Here is a 21,008-nt window from a genome sequence, read left to right as displayed (position 1 = left end):
AGAACCTGACGAATCCGATGAAGACGACGATGATTTCGCGTTAGTTATCGTTAACGAATAGCCGTCTGCGGTTTTAATCGAAACCCGATACTCTTTGGAATCGAGCACATAGCCGGTTGGAGCCACCGTTTCCTTCACGACGTATTCCCCTGCGGGCAGCTTATCGAAAACGACCGTTCCGCGTGCATCCGTCGTTTTCGTGCCAATCCGTGTCAAGCCTGCCTCTTTCTTCTCGTAAAGCTCGAAGGTTGCTCCGCTGAGCAGCAGATCGTTTTGCGCCGAATCTACCTTTTTCACCGTCAACATGCCTTTAACTGCCGACGGCGTCGTTGGTGTTGGCGTCGTTGGCGTCGTTGGTGTCGGCGGCTTCGGTGAGCCTGCCTTATCGTTTGTGACTGTGAGCTTAACGTTGTCCGTGTTTTGGATCGAAACCGGATGCTCCTTGGAATTAAGCACATAGCCGTCTGGAGCTGCCGTTTCCTTTACAACATAATCTCCTACGGGCAGCTTATCGAACAAGACCGTACCGCCCGCATTCGTCGTTTTTGTGCTGATGAGCGTCAAGCTGGCGCCTTTTTTCTCATGCAGTTCGAAGGTCGCGCCGCTGAGCAGCAGATCGGATTGCGCCGAATCCACCTTTTTCACCGTCAACGAGCCTTTGATTACCGGCGGCTTCGGTGTAGCCGATTTGGTGTTGGCGACGGTTAATTGAAAGCCGTCTACGCTTTTAATCGAAACCGGATACTCTTTGGAATCGAGTACATAGCCGTCTGGAGCCGCCGTTTCCTTCACGACATAATCTCCAGCGAGCAATTTCTTGAAGATGACCGTTCCGCTCGCATCGGTTGTCAGCGTGCCGACAAGAAGTTTATCCGAGCCGGTTTTCCGGTAAAGCTCGAAGGTTGCCCCGCTCAGCCGGGTTTTATCGTCCGCTGCGTCCACTTTCACGACGGTAAGCGAGCCTCTGACCCCGCCGACCGTACCGGACCCGCTACTGACTCCAACGACGATGCTGGTGGATGTATCCTTGGTCACCGTCGTTTCGTTATTGCCTGTAAATGCGATTTTGTTGGAGACTTTATCCTGATCCTTGGCAACGATCAAAGATTGATATTCCAAAATAGCCGAGGTGGACAGTTTTTTCAGGAAGTTCAATTCGAGAGACTGCTTTCCGCTATCGTCCGTCTTGATTTCCAGCGAATAATCCACTTCTTTGACCAGTGCGGTTCCCTTGGAAACCTTACCGTTAGCGTCTACTTTGGCCGTAAACAACTTGAACGTATCGGGCAGCAGAAGCTGATTCTCGGATGGCGTATCGACGATTTTGGCATTCGTTACCGTAGATTGTCCGCGGTTAATGAGCACCGTCCAATTGATTTTATCGCCGTTTTGCGCAGCGCTCTTGTTCACGTATTCGCCGCCGTAAGGAATGTTGACGGAAGCCGTCAAATTTTTCGATACTTGCGTTTTTCCATCGAATACGTTTGCCGTGTTGTTCACTTTATTGTCAATAAGCTTTCCTTCAAGACTCGTCTTAAAGACAATATAGTATGGAGCCGAAACAGGCTTCAGGAAAGTCACGGTCAGCTTATTGTCCTTATCGACCGTATAGTTGTAATGCGTGCTGTCGACAATCGTGCCCTGCGACGGAGTGCCGTCAGCTGCAATGTTCATGTTGTATACGGCAAGCGAATTGTCCAGCAGCTTCTGACCGGACTCGAGCGTATCTTGAACGACCGCCCCGGCAAGCGTCTTGCCGTTATAGTTCGCGCCGACCGTCCACGTAATTTGTTTCAGGGAGGCGTCATAGACACCGTTTTTAAACCCGTTGTTCTTCACTTCGTTCCTTGGATCGAACTTTTGGGTTACCGTCTTCGTTTGACTCAAGGATTTGCTGTTGACCCACGCGACCGTAGCTTCATTCAGAAAATTCGTCGCATTGTTGGTGAGCCAATCCATGTTGAACTCGGTGGTATAAGCAATCGACACCGGTCCGTTCAACGCTCTGTTAAATGTAATCTTAAAGCCTTGATCCGACGGTACGGAGGCGTCCACGGTGTAATCCGCCGCGTTCATCGGTTTGTTCCCTTCCTTAACGGCCAGCGATCCCGGAAGGAGACGCATGCCCTTGTTAGGGAAGCTGTCCGTCACGACCACGTTGGTCATCGGCTCGTTGTCCCGGTTTAGTGTAATGCCCCAGACAACCTTTTTGGCTTGGTAGTCCACCGCCCAGACGGCCTTGGTAATAATCAACTGGCTGAGGTTGCGCGCAGCCGTAGCGCTGTCTCCGCTCCCGGAAGTCACCTTGTTCGTTATCTTAGCCCAGTCGATCACGCGCTGCTTGGCTTTGGTTTGGTACTTGATTTTGTAAGCGGACGAGATGTCCTGCAGGAATTGCAGTTTAAAGCCATTGCGTCCCGCTGCGGCCTCCGGGGTCACCTTATAGCTCGCTGCAGGCAATTCGGCTCCGAGAGTGTCGCCGCCATTCGCGTCGATCGTCACCTGGTGGACTTGGAGCGAATCCGCTACCAGCTCTTGCGTATCGTTGAACAAATCCGTCAAGAAAGCGTTGGCCTGGGTGATTGTCTTCTCGTTGTAATTGTACTTGATTTCCCAGTCGATCGTTTGCGTGTAGGGAACATAATCCGGCGACGATTTGTCCAGAGCCGTGCCGCGCTGTACCGTAACGGTAGCTGCGGCGCTTGTCGGCTGTATGTTGCTGCCTTCAAATGTCGCCTTGTTCACAAATGAAGTTTTGTCCTCGCCGGTAACCGGCGTCGTGTACTGAATACGGTAGGCCGTTCGAATCGGACTTTCGTTAAAGCTGAGCGTCAGGACATTACCTGCGGTGCTCATACTGTATTGGCTGCCGTCCACCGGCGCTCCCTGAACGACGGTGCCGTTCAAGTTTACGTTAAGCTCATACACGGCGACGGTGACTGGAACGCCCAGCCCGGCTGGGATCGGATCGGTCACGACCGCGTTCTGGACAGCGGCCAGTTCTTTGTTTACATCTACCGTCCAATCGATGCTTTTCGTATTGTAGCCTTTCGCTACGCCGCTTTTTCCGATGGTTGAAGCAACGCTCGGCTTAAAGTGGAGCGTAAAAACCTGCTCTCCGCCTTTCACCGGAATTTTAATAATCTGTGTCGTGCTGCCTTTAATCACTTGCGTATCGAATACCGTCTGGAAAGTCAGAGTGCCTCTGATATCCGACAAGTTCTCGATCATGTCCAAGGTCATAATAACCTCATGGCTATCCTTGATGACCTTGAATTTCCCAATCGCATCGCTGCCTGACATAAGCGGCTGCTCAGGGATATCGTTGTAAAGCTTGAACTGCTCCGGCAGCTTGAACGTGTACATATCTCCGTTCTTGTAACCGTGGCCGTTAGGCAGGGACCAGGTATAGTCCAATTGCACCTTCGAGCCCGGTTCGTATACGTCCTCCGTTACCACGTTGCCGGACTTGTCGTACACCGCCATCGTTACGCTATCGATAATGTTGCTGGAAATCGCGGCTGCATGAACCTGAGGCGAAAAGCCGAATGCATACAGCGCCTGCATCATGATCAACAGAGCAACGAGCAGCGTACTGATTTTCTTCTTTACCATTACCTCGTTACCACCTCCAAATAATTACTTCCCGAAAACAACAAAAAACACCCTTCGCATGAAAGGGTGGTCCGGTTGCACTACTAGCTCCATCGAATCCAAGTGCCCAGATACAGATCCGACATCATTGCTTACCATGTATCTAATCATAACGGATAATATCTGGGATTTCTGTGTTGTTTTACACCAAATTTCAAATTTTTTTCAACATCTTAGAATGCATAGGTTTCAGCGCTTTAGTATCACGGAACAGAAGCCGGCTTTCGGGGCGGCGAAAAGATGTAGGCAGCTATAGAAAAATGCTGTTGACAATATGTAAGCGGATACAATAAAATGATGACAAGAAAACTTTGTTAGTCATTTTAACTAACTTAATCGGAAAGGGGGGACAGCGTATTGATTGGCAGAGGCCAAACGGGAAACGCCAAGCTGGTGAAGCACATTAACCGGGAAGGCATTCTTCATCAGTTGAGAGAAAACCCCCGGGTATCGAGAGCCGATTTGGCGAAATTAACGGAGCTCAGCCGTCCATGCGTATCGGCCTTGGTGGACGAGATGATCGTGGAAGGCTTGATCAGCGAAGTCGGATTCGGAGAATCGAAGGGCGGCAGGAAGCCCATCCTTCTGGAATATAATTTTCAAGCTTACGGCGTCATCGGTGCGGTATTCGAAGGCAGTACCCTGCAACTGGCCATCGCCAACCTGAAGGGGGAGCTGCTGGTTCAGCGCACGACGTGCCTGCCGCATCCGATGAACGGAGAGACGGCCATTCAGAGCATCGAGCAAGGGCTTGCGGCGCTGCTGGTTGAAAGCGGATTCGATAAAGCAAGGCTGCTTGGCATGGGGCTCGGCTTGCCGGGGATTACCCAGCGAAGCGAAGGTACGGTCAGCTACGCCCCCAGTACGGGGTGGATGGGGCTGCCCGTGCGGAAGGAGATCGAAGCGGCCTTGGGGCTGCCTGTGGTCATCGAGAATGACGTTAACTTGATGACGCTCGGCGAATTTCACAAGGGCATCGGCGTCGGGCATTCCAATCTCGTGTATATGTATACGGGAACAGGGATCGGCGCCGGCATTATGATCGACGGGCAATTATACCGCGGTGCCAAAGAGGCGAGCGGGGAAATCGGCTATATGGTGATCGGTCCGGTCGGAAACCAGACCAAGGGAGAATACGGCGTATTCGAGCGCAACTATTCCGTACGGGCCATTCGCGAGAAGGCCAAAGCCGTCCTCCCTTCGATGAACGAGGGCGCGAGCATCGTCAAGCAAATCGTTGATCAAGCAAACAGCGGGGTCGAAGCGGCGCAGACGCTTCTCGACGACATCTGCCGGAACTGGACCTACGGCATCGCCAATGTAACGAGCGTGATGGACCCGGCGCTTCTGATCCTCAGCGGAGAAATGCTGCATATCGGGGACGAAGGGGTTCATAAAATAAAGCAATGGCTAACCGACTGGGTTCCTTCCGTTCCCCGGATTGAGATGGCCTCGCTCGGCGATCAGGCGGGACTTATCGGGGCGATTCATTGCGCGCTGGAGGCTTTTCCGTCCACTTCCAAACTGCATCGGTAAGCAGCTGCATGCTGCCGATGCGTTTTGGCTCAATTGAAGACGCTTACATTTTACATAAAGCGCAGGAGGTCAAACCATGACAAAGAAAAAAGCAACGACTTGGTTAACGGGGGCCATGCTCAGCATGGCGATGCTGACGGTGACGGCCTGTGGAGGAGGGGCTTCCGACGGCGCTCAGAAGCTGGGAGACAAATCATCCGAGGGATCGAAGCCTGGCGAGAAACAGAAGCTGGTCATTTATACGGCCAGGGATAAGAACGTCGTCGAAGAAATTATCCCGAAATTCGAAGAGCAAAACCCGGGCATGGAAGTCGAGGTTCTTACCATGGGGGCGCAGCAGGTACTGGAGCGCGTGCGCGGGGAGAAGGCAAACCCGCAAGCGGATTTCTGGTGGGGCGGCACGCAATCGGCGCTGATGACGGCGGCGAACGAAGGGCTGCTTGAGAGCGTCAAACCGAGCTTCGCCGACAAAATCCCGGCGATGTACAAGGACAGCCAAGACCGCTGGTACGGCGAAATGCTGCTGCCGGAAGTCATTATGTACAACTCCAAGGCGCTGAAAAAAGAAGACGCCCCCAAAGATTGGGACGATCTGCTGGACGCCAAGTACAAGGGCAAAATCATCATTCGCGGCGTGCTTGCTTCCGGAACGATGAGAACGATTTATTCTTCCCTGATTTACCGTCAAGACGCGAACGATCCGAAGAAAGGATACGATTGGCTGAAAAAGCTTGACGCCAATACGAAGGAATACGCCCAAGATCCGACCAACCTGTACCTGAAGCTGGCGCGCGAGGAAGGCACGCTGTCGCTGTGGAACCTGCAAGATATTATGATCCAGAAGGAGCTGCAAAAGCAGCCGTTCGACTTCATCTACCCTGCGAGCGGAGCGCCGATTCTGGTCGACGGCGTCGGAGTGGTCAAAGGCGCGAAAAACATGGAAGCAGCGAAGAAATTTTACGAGTTCCTCTTCGATTCGAAGCTGCGCGTCGAGCTGGCGGAGAAGCTGTATCAGATTCCGACGCGTACGGACATCAACAAAGACACGCTTCCGTCATGGCTGAAAGGGCTGGAGCTGAAACCGCTGAATATCGATTGGGCCGTCATGGCGCAAAAAGAGAAAGAATGGATGCAGCATTGGGATGAGAACATCAAAGGGAAAGGTTCCAAATAATGCACTCGGGCGGAGGAGCTCCTCCGCCTGATCATTTTACCAAAGGAGGAAGCCTGCTTGATAGAGGTCATATTGGATCACGTCAGCAAACAATTTGGAAATATCAAGGGAGTTACGGATGTCAACATTCGGATTCAACCGGGGGAGTTCTTCACCTTTCTCGGGCCGAGCGGCTGCGGCAAAACAACGACGCTGCGGATGATCGCGGGGTTTTATTATCCGAGCGAGGGCCGTATCGTATTCGGCGATCAAGATGTCACGAACCTTCCCCCAAACAAAAGAAACACGGGAATGGTGTTCCAAAACTATGCTTTGTTTCCGCACATGACGGTGTTTGAGAATATCGCATTCGGCTTGCAAGTAAGGAAAATCTCGAAATCCGAAATCGTTCAGCGCGTCGAACGCGCACAGAAGCAGGTTCACTTGGAAGGCTACGGCAACCGCCGTATCGATCAATTGTCCGGCGGCCAGCAGCAGCGGGTTGCCTTGGCTCGCGCGCTGGTTATCGAGCCGCAAATTTTGCTCTTAGATGAGCCGTTATCGAACCTTGATGCGAAGCTCAGAGAAGAAACGAGAATCGAAATCAAGAGACTTCAGCTGGAGCTGGGAATTACGACGATCTACGTCACCCACGATCAGGCCGAGGCGATGGCGATGTCCGACCGGATCATGGTCATGCAGGGCGGGGTCGTTCAGCAGATAGGAAGTCCAGAAGAAATATATAACCGCCCGGTCAACCGGTTTGTCGCTTCCTTTATCGGAGAGTCCAATCTGTGGGAAGGAACCGTGGAACGGGTCGAGGGCGACGAAGCGGTTGTACGTTTCGCTCCGGGCCTCAGCCTAAGAGGCTTGACCACCAACGCTTCGCCGGACTGCAAGCTGGAAGCAGGCAAGAGCGTGACGATGTCCATCCGTCCGGAAGCGGTCCGGGAAGCGCTGCAAGAGGAGCAGCAGGACAATGTGGTCAAAGGGAACGTGGTCATCTCCGAATTTACGGGAGTCAGCGTGAATTACGTATCGCAGGTGGCGGGCCAGCAATTGAAAGCGATGTTCGTCAATCAAGGGCACCGGGTGCGCGGACGCGGGGAAGAGATCGCCCTGTTCATTCCAAAAGAAAGCATCTATTTCTTGGGATAGCGAGGGGAGGATGAATCGATGAGATCTAAACCGGGAACAAGTTCATCCAAGCTGGGCTCCATCACGCACTCGCCTTATTTCGTCTATGTTTTGGTCGCGCCTCTATTTTTGGTGCTCTTGGCTTATGTCGTGTATCCGTTGTTTCAGACGTTCGTGCAAAGTATCCAGGTAGAGGATCAGTTGTCGCTGAAAAACTATACCAAGTTTTTTAGCCTGGAGCATACGTCCAACCTGGAGGCGCTCTGGACCAGCATTTATATTTCCGTCTTAAGCGTCATCACCTGCGCGATCGTCGGCGTCGCCATGGCGTTCCTGCTCGAGCGCTACGAGTTCCCCGGCCGGAAAATTTTGGCCGTCCTCGTCCTCGTGCCGATGGCTTTGCCGCCTCTTGTCGGCGTGCTGTCGTTTACGTTCTTGTACGGCGAAAGCGGCATTATCCCAAGGGCGCTCAAAGCGTTGCTTCATCTCGATCAGGTGCCGTTTTCCTTGAAAGGGATCTGGGGCGTGCTCGTGGTGCATACGTTTACGATGTACACTTACTTTTACATGACGGCTTCCTCGGCGATCCGCGGTCTCGATCCGTCTCTGGAAGAGGCGGCGGCGAGTCTCGGCGCAGGACGGCTCTATATATGGCGGCGCGTCATTCTGCCGATGCTGACGCCGGCGCTGGTCGCTTCTTCGCTGCTTGTCTTCATGATCGCGATGGCGTCCTATACAGCCCCGCTTATTTTCGGGATCGAGCGGACGATGACGATGCAGATTTATTTGTCCCGGACGAACGGCAATCTGGATATGGCTGCGGCGCAGTCCACGATCCTGTCCGTCGTGTCCATCCTGTTCCTGCTCGTGATGCGCTGGTATCAAGGGCTGCGCAATTACCAGAACATGAGCAAAGGCATCAGCGTGCACCGCACGGAAATGAAGAGCGCCGTAGGCAAGTATATCGCGATGATCCTGTCGATTATCGGCGTCATCATCCTGCTGCTTCCGATTCTCGTGCTGGTCTTGATCTCGTTCTCGACGGACGGCACGTGGACGACGCAGATTCTTCCTCCGGAATATACGGCGAAGCACTATGTGAAGCTGTTTACGGACAGCAAAACGTGGCGGCCGATTGCGAACAGCTTCCAGATGAGCTTCGTGGCGACGATCGGCAACATTATATTCGGCGTGGCGGCCGCTTATGCGATGGTCCGCTTGAAATTCAAAGGCAAAACGCTGCTGGACGTGCTGATCATGCTTCCGTGGGCGCTGCCGGGAACGGTCGTTGCGGTCAACCTGATCGCCGCCTTCAGCGAGCCGACCGTATTCAGCTTCAACCAAGTGCTGATCGGCAGCTTCTGGATATTGCCTTTGGCATATTTCGTCCGCCATTTGCCGCTTGTGTTCCGCTCTACGTCGGCGACGCTGGTCCAGATGGACGCTTCGGTCGAGGAAGCGGCGCGAAACTTGGGCGCCTCGTGGTGGTATAGCTTCCGGCAGGTCGTCTTTCCGATGGCGCTGAGCGGAATACTTGCGGGCACGCTGCTCGCGTTCGTGCAGGGCATCGGGGAATTCGTGTCCTCTATTCTGCTCTTCACCGCGAGAAGCACGCCGCTTTCCGTCGAGATTTTCCAACGGATGTACTCGTTCGAATTCGGTACGGCGTGCGCATATGGCGTGCTGCAAATTACGTTGATCATCATCGTGCTGTTCGTTTCGCGCAAAATGACGGGCGACAGCACGGCCGTGTAAATGACGCTCATCTCGTGGGAACACCTGAAAGTCCGGCGAATTATGAAGCGGAGGGAGCGGAATCGTTCTGGAGAAGCGCAAGCGGTCGCCTTTGTCCCGGATTCTAACCACTAATGGGGTTATATAATGAAAGAATCCGGGAAGGCTGGGGTCCCCGCAAAGTGTCTGTTTTCGCTTCTTCGAACGAACATCACTTTGTGGGGCGGAGCAGCAATCGGAAGAATGATCCGCTCACGCAGCGTCTAAGATTCACCGGACTTGAAGGTTCATCATCCACGTTATGATATACAGCGGGAAAATGGCCATTTCCGGCTGAGGAACATTCCACCATCAGAGGAGGAGTTAGATGATCAAGGGTAAGTCGACCTCAAAGTTTTGTTCTATTGTCATGAGCGCTGTACTGGCGGGCGGCATGCTGCTGCCCGCGCAAGCTCAGCCCGCGTATGCGGACCGGGGCGTCGTCGATCTGTGGAAGTCGATTAAACCGCTGACCACGATTGCCAGGGCGATGAACACAGGGGCGCACCCGGACGATGAACACAGCGCGACCTTGGCGTATCTTTCCTTGGGGAGAGGGGTAAACACCTCCAGCGTCATCGCTGTCCGGGGAGAAGGGGGACAGAACGAAATCGGGAGCGAGCTGGGGCAAGCCCTCGGCATCATTCGGACCCGCGAGCTGCAAGAAGCGTCCAAAATCACCAATGTAACGTTGGGCATGCTGGGCGAGCAGTTGGACGATCCGATCTACGATTTTGGCTTTTCCAAGAGCGTAGAGGAAACGCTGGAGAAATGGGGCGACTCGGTCGCTTACGAACGATTGATTCGCAAAATTCGCGAGCTGCGTCCGGATGTGATCATTCCTTCATTTTTGAATGAAGCTTCCACGCACGGGCATCACCGAACGATCAACGTCCTTACCGTTCGGGCGTTCAAAGATGCCGCGAACCCGGATATTTTCCCTGAACATCTGAAACAAGGGCTTCAGCCTTGGCAGATCAAGAAGCTGTATTTGCCTGCCAATGCCAAGGATTACACCGTGAACGCGCCGATCGGGGATTACAACGAAATTTATGGGGCGTCTTATCTCCAGCTTGGGGAAGAATCCCGCTTCATGCACAAGAGTCAGGGCATGGGGAAGGTGTATGACGAAGGCCCCGTACAAGGCGATCTGTTCAGCAATTACTACAAGCTGGATCTGAGTGCGGTGAAATCGGCGGACAAGGAAAAAGACTTCTTCGACGGCATCGCCTTCACCTTCGAGGACTTGGCGAAAGAAATCGATGCGAAGGGCAAAGACAACAAGATCGTCAAGCATCTGCGCGAGCTGCAAAAGGATGCGGACGAAGTCGTTGCCGCTTACCCGAGCTTTGCCAAGGTGCTGAAGGAAGTCCATGACATGAAAGCGGACGTCCAGACGGCGCTGGCCGACGTCAAAGCATCCGGCTTGGAGGCGGCGACCAAGGAGGATCTGCTCCACCGTCTTCATGTCAAAGAAGAGCAGTTGAATAAAGCGAGCATGGAATCGGCGTCCGTCGTGGCGAAGGTCAAGCCGGCTACAAGCGAGCTGGTTGCCGGTCAGACGACGAAGGTCACCGTGTCGGCCTTCAACGGCGGTTACGTGAAATTGAACAAAATCAACCTGAGCCTGAACGTGCCCGCAGGCTGGACGGCGAAGCCGGCCGGAGCGACGAGCTTCGAGCAATTAGGCTACAACGAGACGGCATCGGCTACCTTCGAGGTGACGATTCCGGCGAACGCACCGCTGTTCAAGCCTTACGATCCTTCGGTGTTCAACGCGAAGGTGGAATACCAGGCGTACGATACGGCAACGACGCTGAAGGTCACGCCGCAGAACGCCGTAGCCGTGCTGCCTCCGTATTCGATGTCGCTCAGCCCGAGCGCAACGATTCTGAATACGCTCAAATCGCAAGAGCCGATTCCGGTGAAAGTCACCGTGCGCAACTATACGCCGGGCGCTTCCAAAGCGACGGTGTCGCTGAACGTGCCGGAAGGCTGGACGGCGGAGCCGGCGGCCGAAGAGCTGAGCTTTGCGGCCAAAGGCGAAACGAAGTCCGTCGCGTTCACGGTCAAGGCCGCTTCGAACGTCGCGCCGGGTAAATTCACCGTGACGGCCGTCGCGAAGAACGGCGATGTGCGGAATACGCAGGGCGCGCAGGTCATCGAATATCCGCATATCGGCAAGACGTACATGGTGCAGCCGGCCGAGCTGAAAATCCAGGCCTTCGACCTGAAGGTTCCGGACAAATTGAAGGTAGGCTACGTCTCCAGCGGCTTCGACAACATTGATCAATACTTGCGTCAAGTGGGCGTCGATGTCGTAAAGCTGGAAGCGAAGGATATCCAATACGGGGATCTTTCCCAATATGACACAATCGTGCTGGGCATTCGCGCTTACGCGTTCCGTCCGGAATTGATTCCGAGCAACCAGCGCTTGCTGAGCTACGTTCAAAATGGCGGCAATCTCGTCGTCCAATATCATAAGCCGGAAGACAAATGGTCGCCGGAGCTTGCTCCGTACCCGATCAAAATCGGCTCTCCGCTCATCCAGTGGCGCGTAACGGACGAGAATTCCAAAGTGACGATGCTGACTCCGGATCATCCGATGTTCAATTCGCCGAACAAGATTACGGAGCAGGATTGGAGCAACTGGATTCAAGACCGCTCCGCTTACAATCCATCGGAATGGGGCAAGGAGTATACGGCGCTTATCTCGAACGGGGACCCGGGCGAGAAGGAGTTTACCGGCACATTCCTCACCGCGCAGTATGGCAAAGGGGTATATACTTACAGCTCGTTAGTGTGGTACCGCGAGATTCCGGCTTTGGTTCCGGGCTCAATCCGCATGTTTGTGAATATGATTAGTCAAAAGCAGTAATTGCATCGCGAAAGCAAACATTACAGCATGGGGCGGGGACCCTTCGGGGGCCTCCCCCATACGATGAAGAAGCGAGGTTTAAGGAGCATATGAATGTGATCGGAGTTCACGGGCGGGAGATCGGTCAAGTGACGGAGCGCGCGCAATTCGCCGTCGTCCCTCTGGGTTCGGTGGAATACCATGGTCCGCATTCCCCACTCGGGACCGATACGATCTTGGCGGACGGCTTCGCCGAACGGATCGATGCCTCGCTGCATCCTTTGATCTATCCGACGGTACCGTACTCGGCCTGCCCGGGCAAAACGCAGCATTATCCCGGAACGATATCGGTCCGGCCCTCGATTTTTATCGACTATCTAACCGATGTGGTCGAAGGCATCTGCCGGCTCGGCATCTGCAATATCGTGCTGCTGAACGCCCACGACGCCAATATGGGCCCGTCCCGGACCGTCGCCGAAGCGGTGACCGGCACCTACCCCGACGCCAGCTTTCTTCTGATCAACTGGTGGCAGATGGCGACCGTCGATTTTACGCAGCGGTTAGGGCTGTTCCAAGGGATGGCGGGAAGAGGGCACGGCGGTCCGTACGAGATGTCGGCTGTGAAGGCGTTTCGCCCGGACATGGTGATCGTGCAGGAATCGGACTTGGAATTAGATTCATGTCCTCCTTTATCTCCCTTGCCTTACGTCTTGGTGGAAGGAACCCCCCAAGGCTGGGACGGCTATACGGGCCGCATCCGGCAGTGCTCCTTGGAGGCGGGAGAGCGTATCGTCGAAGAAGCAAGCCGCAATATGAACTTGCTCATGAAAGAATGGCTGGATATGAGAACAGGAAACAATAGGGAGGCCAAATAACGCTATGGGATATCGCGAGCAATGGATGGAGACCGAAGGGACGACGTTTCCCGGCAAAACGTATACGGAGGTTGTGCTGGAGCCGGCTTTTAATGAAGCCAAGACCCATTTGCTGGGCCCGATGATGGCCATCAACAAGGCTCATCTGATCATGCTGGAGAAGCAAAAGCTGGTGACGGCGGGCGAAGCGAAGCAGATCGCCAAAGCGATCCGGTCGATCCACCCGGAGGCGCTCCGCCAAGCGAGCTACACGGGGCAGTTCGAGGATTTGTTCTTTCAGGTCGAGCATCAAATGCTGGAGCATGCGGGCGATATCGCCGGCAATTTGCATCTGGCGCGAAGCCGCAACGACATGGGCATTTCCATCTACCGGATGGTGCTGCGGGAGAAGCTGATCGTGACGCTGACCTCTGCGCTGAAGCTCAATGAGCAGCTGCTCCTGTTCGCCAGAGACCATGCGGATACGCTGATGATCGGCTACACGCATACGCAGCAGGCTCAGCCGACGACGCTTGCGCACTATTTTATGGCGGTCGTCGATTCGCTCAACCGGGATATACGCCGGATCATGGCGTCTTATGCGAACTGCAACCGGAGCAGCATGGGGGCGGCGGCGCTGACGACGTCGGGCTTTGCGATCAGCCGGGAGCACATGATGGAGCTGCTTGCCTTCGACGAGCTGATCGACAATTCGTACGACGCGATCGGCGGGGCCGATTACTTGGGCGAAGTGGCGACGGCCGTGCAATTGGCGGCGATCAACCTGGGCCGGGTCGTGCAAGACATGCTGCTGTGGTGCACGCAGGAGTTCGGCGCGCTGAAAGTGGCGGCTCCGTACGTACAGATCAGCTCGATCATGCCGCAGAAGCGCAATCCCGTCTCGTTCGAGCATATGCGCGCCTTGCTGTCGAGCTGCGTAGGCAACACGAACACGGTGCTGTCGATGATTCATAATACGCCGTTCGGCGACATTGTGGACACCGAGGACGATATGCAGCCTTACGCTTGGCGAAGCCTTGACATCATGGACAAAATGTACCGTTTGTTCGCCGCCGTCGTCGGCACGATGGAAGTGAACAAAGAGGTGCTGCGCGAACGGACGAAGGGAAGCTTCGCCACGGTGACCGAGCTGGCGGATACGCTGGTGCGGACGGACGGCTTGTCGTTCAGAAAAGCCCACCATATCGTCAGCGACGTCGTGAAGCTGTCTCTGGCGCAAGGTCTGGCGGCCAACGAAATTACGCTGTCTATCGTCAACGAAAGCGCGCGCCGCCACATCGGACGGGATACGTCGCTTACCGAAGAAACGCTGCGCCAGGCGCTCGATCCCGAGCATTTTGTGGAAATCCGCTCGCTGCCGGGAGGACCGAGTCCGAAGGAAATCAACCGCATGATCGACCTCCGCATGGTTCAGCATCAAGCACATCTGAATTGGCTGGGACAAGCGCAGGGCAAAATTCAGCGGGCGATGGAGCATCTGGACCAAGTCATGACGGAGTGGAGTGGTTCCTGATGGGAAAACGCAGCATCCCTCTGCTGGCGATTGACGGCGGAGGGACGAAATGTCTTGTCGTCTTCATGGACCGGCAGGGCAACGTGCTCGGGCAAGGCAAAGGCGGCTCGTCCAATTACCAGGGCATCGGGAAAGACGGTGCGATACGCGAACTGGTGTTTGGGATCGAAGAAGCAATCGCGGATTTGCGACAAAAGAACGATAGCGGCCTGCCGCCGGCGGAGATCGAGGTGGAGTGCGCCGTGTTCGCCCTGGCGGGGCTGGATACGGAATACGACCGGCGCGTGATTACCGGACTGGTGCAGGAAGTGTTGGAGCGGCTGCCGATCCGGGTCAAGCATCTGATCGTGGAAAACGACGGCTACGCCGCCTTGCTCGGCGCAACAGGCGGCCAGCCGGGGATTCTGGCCATTGCTGGAACAGGCTCCATCATCTTCGGGATCAACGAGCAGGGACAGACAGCCAGAGCCGGAGGCTGGGGCCACCGCGTCGGAGACGAAGGCAGCGGCTACTGGATCGGCAAGCAGGCGGTGATGGCAATTCTCAAAGCCTATGACGGCAGGGAGGAGGGCACTCGGCTTGGCGAATGGGTGCTGCCGCATTTGGGGATGGGCCATGAAGAGGACTTGTTCAACTGGATGTACGGTCCGGACTATTCCGTCGAGAAATTGAGCGAGCTTTCCCGCGTCGTCGGGCAGGCCGCTTCGGCCGGGGATCTGGAAGCGCAGCGGATTCTTGAGGCGGCGGCCCACGAGCTGTTCATCGGCGTCGCCGCGGTGATACGGCACTTGTCGTTCCTAGACAAACCTTTTACAATGATATTACAGGGCGGCGTGCTGCAGAACGAAGGACACGTCCGGGAGCTGCTGATGCGCAAAATCCAAGCGTATGCCCCGCAGGTACAACCGGACGAGGCCCGGAAAGAGCCGATTTACGGCGTAACGGCCATGGGGCTCTCCTATTTGCAAGCGCAGACGCCCACGGAAGCGTAGTACGATACGAACTGATACGAACAACAGGAGGCTGAAGGGGAATGAAGAAAAGATGGTTATTCGTTTTCGCCCATCCCGACGACGAATCCTTTGCAGCCGGAGGGACGATCGCCAAGCTCAGCAGCACGGGCCACGAGGTCGTTCTGGCGTGCGCCACATCGGGATGCAAGGGCAAGTCGGGCGAGTTTCAATTCGCCACCCGCGAAGAGCTGGCCCGGCACCGGGAAGAGGAGCTGCGCAGCGCGTGCTCCGTGCTCGGCGTATCCGAGCTGATTCTGTACCGTTATCCGGACGGCGAATTAAAGTCGCTTGATCCGGAAGCGTTGACGGAGCGGATTCGCGCGACCATTGTGGAGCTGAAACCGGATGCGATTCTGACGTTCCCGCCGGACGGGGTCACAGGGCATCCCGATCATATCGCGATTTCCCAAGCGACGGAGAAGGCGGTCGTGTTGGCGGAAGCGCAGTACTCGGAGGGGCGGCGGCCATCTTTATATTACACCTCGATTCCTCATTATTATGACCACTGTCAGGATACGGGACCGAAGCATACGTGCGCGATTACGGCGCGGGTCGATATTAGCGACTTTCGTTTGCACAAGGGGCGGGCTTTGCAGGCTTATCGGAGTCAGGTTTACTCGGTGAACCGCGCCTATCCCGGCGTGATGGAAGACGACTTCACGGTGATCCGAAACTACGAATATTACACCTTGGTTCGCGCCAACGGCAAGCACGTTCAAGACATGACGGAGACGGCTTTGAACGAGCTGCCGACGATGGATTTGAACTAGCGGGCACCGACAACTGAATAGACGGATTCCCGAAGTTATTCCTGCCGTTCTTTTGCGAGCGGCAGTTTTTTTGCGGTCTTGACAAATGAATCAAAAATGTCATAATGATATTATTGAATGAGGAGTAAAAGGAGGAGGCGCGGCATGACCATGGAAAACGGTTCGAACTATACGGCAAGTAAATACCGGACGCCGGACGGAGCGCCGGCGGATATCGTCATCTTCACCATTACGTCCGAGCCGCAGCCGACGGCGACGAAATCGCTGCCGAAGCGGGAGCTGCAGGTGCTGCTCATCAAGCGGAAGGTGTGGCCGTACGAGGGCATGTGGGCGCTGCCCGGAGGCTTCTCCCGGGAGACGGAGTCGATGTACGAGACCGCGAGGCGCGAGCTGCAGGAAGAGACCGGTGTGGACGGCGTTCACATGGAATATTTCAACGTATACAGCGATCCGGGCCGGGACCCGCGGGGGTGGATTATTTCCCATGCGTTCTTCGCACTGGTGCATGAAAACTATTTGGCCGCGCGGGCCGCTGCCGACGATGCGGCGGAGGTGGCGCTGTTCCCGGTATCTGAAGCGCTGACCCGGCTGGAGCTGGCCTTCGACCACAGGCGGATTCTTTCGGATGCGCTGGAGCGGGTCAGACAAAGTATGCTGGTCACCCCGATTGCCGGGGAGTTTCTGCCGGACGAATTCACGCTCGGCGAGCTGTATCAGGTCATCCGGACAGTGGTGCCGGACTTCGAGGAAGCGAATTTCATCCGCAAGATGAAATCGACCCAGAGCCGCAGCGGGGTATTGGAGGAAATCCGGGACGCGCGCGGGGAACCGAAGAAATCGAACCGTTACTCGCAGCGCGCCGCACAATTGTACCGTTTTACCGGCAATTTGCCGAAGCTGTCATTGTACAGCTAATTTTCTACATTTTATTTCCCGGGAATTACCGTAACCGTGCCTAACGCATACCGTCCGTCGGCCCGTCTGCCGTCAATCGCAAAATCAATCCCCGGTTTTCCGGTTTCCGGGTCCAAAATAGCTGCATGGACGGTATATTCTCCCGGCTTCAGGCCGCTTGGAATCGGGAGCTTGTCCGATACTTGCCGCTCTCCGGGCAGCCATTGGCGAATATCGGCTTTGCTTGTTGCCTTGGCGACGATCTCGCCATTGCTATCGGCCAGCGACAGCTCGAACGGCCAGGAGAAATAAAACGGAGCTACCCCCCGATTCACGAGGCTGATCGTGACGTTCAAGCGATCACCGGTCTTCGCTTCCTTCTCGTGCGATGCTTTGGCAATGACGAACCGATACCCGATCGTTTTGAGAAACCGGTCGATATTGGACTGCAAAGGGCCGCCTGGTTTTTCGCGGGCAGGCGCGTTGGGCCCCATCATGGAAACGTGGGTCAAACGCGCTTGCCGCAGCGTTTCCTCCATGGAAGAATCGCCCATATATTTTTTTTCGCTCGCAAACTCCCCGCCGCTCGGCGCCTTCGTCCAAAAGTCGGGCATGGCCGGCTCCTTTTCCCCGGTAAGCCAAGAAGTGTAGCCTTCCGTGTACCAGCGCAAGAACCCGTCGACGGTCGATTCCCGCTTGCCGAAGGCATCGTTGAACAGACCCATCCCGTTCTTCAGGGCGATCTCGTGCGGCCGCCGCATCATCAGATGCTTATTGGTGAAATAGCGGACGTAATGTCCTGCATATTGATCGGAAATGGGTTCTTTCGGAAACGGTATGCGTAATTCATCGTCGTTGCGGGTGTGCCATTCTCCCCAGTGGCCGATGCTGCCGAGCTGTACAAAAGCAATCAGCGGGTCGTTATTATAACGCTCCGACAGAGCCCGAATCAAACGTTCGTGATTTTCGATAAGCACGGGGCTAGTATAATCGGGACTAAATCCTTTGCCGTAGTCCGTATCGTACCATTCCCCGCTCTTCCCGATCTCCTCATACAACCAGTCCGGAATATCCATGTGGCTGGTATCTCTCGGATAATCGAGCACCACCCGCATCACGAGCTTGACCCCTCTTTCTTTCCACAAGCGGAAATTGAACTTTTTCTCGATGGCGTCAAAGGCGTATTTTCCTTTGTCGGGCTCAAGCTCGCGCCATGTGAGATTGGCGTGCGCAAGCCGGAAAGGCTGCTTGGCATCGTCATATTTGGCGTCAACGACAAAACCCATGTACGGATTGGCCAGCACCTGATCGGTCTCCGCCGGCATATAGGCGACGCGATCCGTCGTCCTGTCTGCCGAAATGTACCGGTAACCAAACAGGCTGGTCAAGCCCGCGACAAGACATATAACCGCAATCATAGTCAAACGGCGACGCCGCATGCAAATCCCCTCCTGCTCAACATGTAATATATCAAACCACAAAAAATCTTACAATCAATAGATCAAAACTCCTATTTGTGTGATAGAATAATGTCGTTATATATATTTTATTGTCGAAAAATATAATGTTTAATCTAGCGCTTTGTTCAGATTTTGTTTAGATCCATTACGATATAATGACTTTTGCTGCAGAGAAGTCAGTAACGGAGGAAATCATGCAAGTATTAATTACGGGCGGTTACGGTTTTATTGGTTCTTTTGTCGCGGAGCGGTTTCACAAGGAAGGATACGGGGTAACCATTATCGATAATCTGTCCACCGGCGACAAGCGAAATATCGATTTTAAACACAAAGCCTTTGCCTTGTCTGTGGAGGATACCAATTGCGAGGAAATATTCCGCAGCTACCGATTCGATGTCGTCGTTCATTTGGCAGCTCAAGTGGACGTCGGCACCTCCATGATGAACCCGCGGCTCGACGCCCAATCGAATGTACTCGGCCTGTCCAATATGCTATCGCTAGCCCAAAAATACGGCGTTCCCAAATTTATTTTCGCTTCTTCCGCAGCCGTTTACGGCGCGCTTGACCAAATCCCGCTCCAGGAATCTTCGCCTTGCGATCCCATCTCTCCTTACGGAATCAACAAGTGGATCGGAGAAACGTATTGCCGGAAGTGGGGGGAATTATACGGGCTTGAAACGCTGTGCTTCCGCTTCTCCAATGTATACGGACCCCGGCAGGGCAGCAACGGAGAAGGCGGAGTCATTTCCTTATTTATGGAGGGTTTGATCGAAGGGAAGGACTTGTCCATTTACGGAGACGGCGGTCAGACGCGGGATTTTATTTATGTCGAAGATGTGGCGGATGCCATTTATCGCTCGTCGCTCTCGACGCTGACCGGCGTTTACAATTTGTCCACGTATACGGAAAGCAGTGTCAACGACCTGATCAATGCGCTTCGCGGCGTCCACGGCTCGGCGTCCGCCATCTACAAGGATAAGCGCCCCGGGGACATTTACCGTTCCGTGCTGGACAATGCGAAAATCATGCGGGATTTGGATTGGGCGCCAAAGTATGCTTTGGAAGAAGGCCTGCGTAAAACGTACGAATGGTTTCTGCATCGAAGGCCGCATGCGGAGAAGGATGACGCGAAGGTCGAGGAGAGCCCTTCGGCAGTCTCGGTTCTTTTCAAAAAAGCGCTGCCTTATTTGGAAAATGGGCTGGCCTTTGCGCTGACAGCCTGGTTAACCTTAACGCTGGAAGACGAGCTGTACGGATTTATCGACTTGCGGCTGATTTATATCCTTATTCTTGGGATGATCTACGGCAACCGGCAATCGATCCTTGCGGTTCTCTTATCCGTTTCGTTGTACGTCTACCAGCAGCTTCATAACGGACGCGAGTTTATTGCGCTGTTTTACGATACGGAGTTCTTCTTCCATATTGCCGTTTACTTGTTCGTCGGGCTGGTGGTAGGATACTCGATCGAGCGCAAAAACAACGCCATTCAAGACAGGGAACGGCAGACGGAAGCTTTAGGAGAAAAGTATGCGTTTCTGACCGAAGTCTACAACGAGACCCGTCTTGTTAAGGATGAGCTGCAGCGGCAAATTATGACCAACGGCGACAGCTTCGGGAAAATATATTCGGTAACGAAAGAGCTGGAAAGTTTGGAGCCGGAGAAGATTCTTACCTCCACGGTGAGCGTGGTTGAATCGATCATGAAGTCGCAAACGGTAACAATTTATATGACCAATAAGGATAAAAGCTTTTTAAGGCTTATGGCTCAGTCTCATACGAGCGGCTTCGAAGCGCCCAAATCGGTGAAAGTGGAAGAGACTTCTTACTTGCGGCAGGTGCTTCATGACAAAAAGCCGTTTATTAATAAAGAGCTGGTCATCGCTGCTCCGCTTCTCGCCGCTCCGGTGCTCCGCCATGGGGAAGTGATTGCCGTCATTTCCGTGCAAAGGATGGAGTTCGAGCATTTCACGTTATACTACCAGAACTTGTTCAAGGTTATTGTGGATTTGATTTCCTCCGCGTTGTCCCGTGCGCTCTCGTATGTAGAGGCCACAAGCGGTCAAAGGTTTATCGAAGGAACGCCCGTTCTGAAAGCCGAGGTGTTCTCCGATATTCTGGACAGCAAGAAAGCGGCCCGCGCGAAGCATGGCGTCGAGTTCGTGCTGTTAACCGCAGGCAAGGCCGATGCCGCTGCCGGGGAACTGCCGTACCGAATTGCACGATTGCTTCGGGAAACCGACTATATTGGTCTGGGGACAAGCGGGCAGCTGCTCGTTCTGCTAACCAACTCCAACTTGGAAGAAGCGGCATTCGTTCTGCAGCGGTTTGAAAAAGCCGGCATTTCGTTGCGTGTCGCGGTAGAGGATTAACGTT

General features: G+C 54.5%; 13 protein-coding genes and 1 riboswitch. Of the genes, 11 read left to right on the top strand and 2 right to left on the bottom strand.

The genetic code is table 11. The features are described from left to right. Positions 1-3,615 (bottom strand): collagen binding domain-containing protein (locus tag NLX71_RS12670; RefSeq protein ID WP_254364009.1); only part of this gene is annotated, 3,615 nt, incomplete at its 3' end. A 60-nt stretch (positions 3,616-3,675) separates the two neighbouring features. After that, positions 3,676-3,759, bottom strand: a riboswitch (cyclic di-GMP riboswitch). A 252-nt stretch (positions 3,760-4,011) separates the two neighbouring features. Here NLX71_RS12670 and NLX71_RS12665 point away from each other — a divergent pair. From NLX71_RS12665 to NLX71_RS12620, 10 genes are all read left to right on the top strand, one after another. Next, positions 4,012-5,190: an ROK family transcriptional regulator gene (locus NLX71_RS12665; RefSeq protein ID WP_254364008.1), complete on the top strand. Its 1,179-nt coding sequence runs from the start codon at positions 4,012-4,014 to the stop codon at positions 5,188-5,190. Positions 5,191-5,266: 76 nt separating this feature from the next. Continuing rightward, on the top strand, positions 5,267-6,364 hold the full coding sequence (locus NLX71_RS12660) for an extracellular solute-binding protein (protein ID WP_254364007.1): 1,098 nt from the start codon (positions 5,267-5,269) through the stop codon (positions 6,362-6,364). Positions 6,365-6,421: 57 nt separating this feature from the next. After that, entirely contained in the window at positions 6,422-7,501 is a 1,080-nt protein-coding gene (locus tag NLX71_RS12655) for an ABC transporter ATP-binding protein (protein ID WP_254364006.1), read from the top strand. Positions 7,502-7,519: 18 nt separating this feature from the next. Then, positions 7,520-9,235, top strand: a complete 1,716-nt coding sequence (locus NLX71_RS12650; RefSeq protein WP_254364005.1) for an ABC transporter permease — start codon at positions 7,520-7,522, stop codon at positions 9,233-9,235. Positions 9,236-9,581: 346 nt separating this feature from the next. Further along, positions 9,582-12,131, top strand: coding sequence for an NEW3 domain-containing protein (locus NLX71_RS12645; RefSeq protein ID WP_254364004.1), 2,550 nt, complete (start codon positions 9,582-9,584; stop codon positions 12,129-12,131). 89 nt (positions 12,132-12,220) lie between these two features. Continuing rightward, entirely contained in the window at positions 12,221-12,985 is a 765-nt protein-coding gene (locus tag NLX71_RS12640) for a creatininase family protein (protein ID WP_254364003.1), read from the top strand. 4 nt (positions 12,986-12,989) lie between these two features. Continuing rightward, complete coding sequence (argH, locus tag NLX71_RS12635; protein WP_254364002.1) at positions 12,990-14,498, top strand: argininosuccinate lyase; 1,509 nt, start codon at positions 12,990-12,992, stop codon at positions 14,496-14,498. Beyond that, positions 14,498-15,490 carry an N-acetylglucosamine kinase gene (locus NLX71_RS12630; RefSeq protein ID WP_254364001.1) on the top strand — a complete coding sequence of 331 codons (993 nt, stop codon included), beginning with the start codon at positions 14,498-14,500 and terminating at the stop codon, positions 15,488-15,490. The genes argH and NLX71_RS12630 overlap by 1 nt, the downstream gene beginning before the upstream one ends. 41 nt (positions 15,491-15,531) lie before the next feature. After that, complete coding sequence (locus tag NLX71_RS12625; RefSeq protein WP_254364000.1) at positions 15,532-16,281, top strand: PIG-L deacetylase family protein; 750 nt, start codon at positions 15,532-15,534, stop codon at positions 16,279-16,281. 144 nt (positions 16,282-16,425) lie between these two features. Further along, the gene (locus NLX71_RS12620; protein WP_254363999.1) at positions 16,426-17,196 is read left to right on the top strand and encodes an NUDIX domain-containing protein; all 771 of its coding nucleotides are present in this window, start codon (positions 16,426-16,428) and stop codon (positions 17,194-17,196) included. 11 nt (positions 17,197-17,207) lie between these two features. On the opposite strand, the gene NLX71_RS12615 is transcribed toward NLX71_RS12620, so the two are convergent. Next, positions 17,208-18,614, bottom strand: a complete 1,407-nt coding sequence (locus NLX71_RS12615) for a DUF4832 domain-containing protein (RefSeq protein WP_254363998.1) — start codon at positions 18,612-18,614, stop codon at positions 17,208-17,210. Between the two features lie 215 nt (positions 18,615-18,829). Between NLX71_RS12615 and NLX71_RS12610 the strand changes: the two genes are divergently transcribed. Then, positions 18,830-21,004: an NAD-dependent epimerase/dehydratase family protein gene (locus tag NLX71_RS12610; RefSeq protein ID WP_254363997.1), complete on the top strand. Its 2,175-nt coding sequence runs from the start codon at positions 18,830-18,832 to the stop codon at positions 21,002-21,004. The last annotated feature ends 4 nt before the right edge of the window (positions 21,005-21,008 follow it).

This window comes from Paenibacillus sp. MZ04-78.2 (genome assembly GCF_024213375.1).
Lineage (GTDB): Bacteria > Bacillota > Bacilli > Paenibacillales > NBRC-103111 > Paenibacillus_G.
This window is presented reverse-complemented; position numbering and strand designations above follow the sequence as displayed.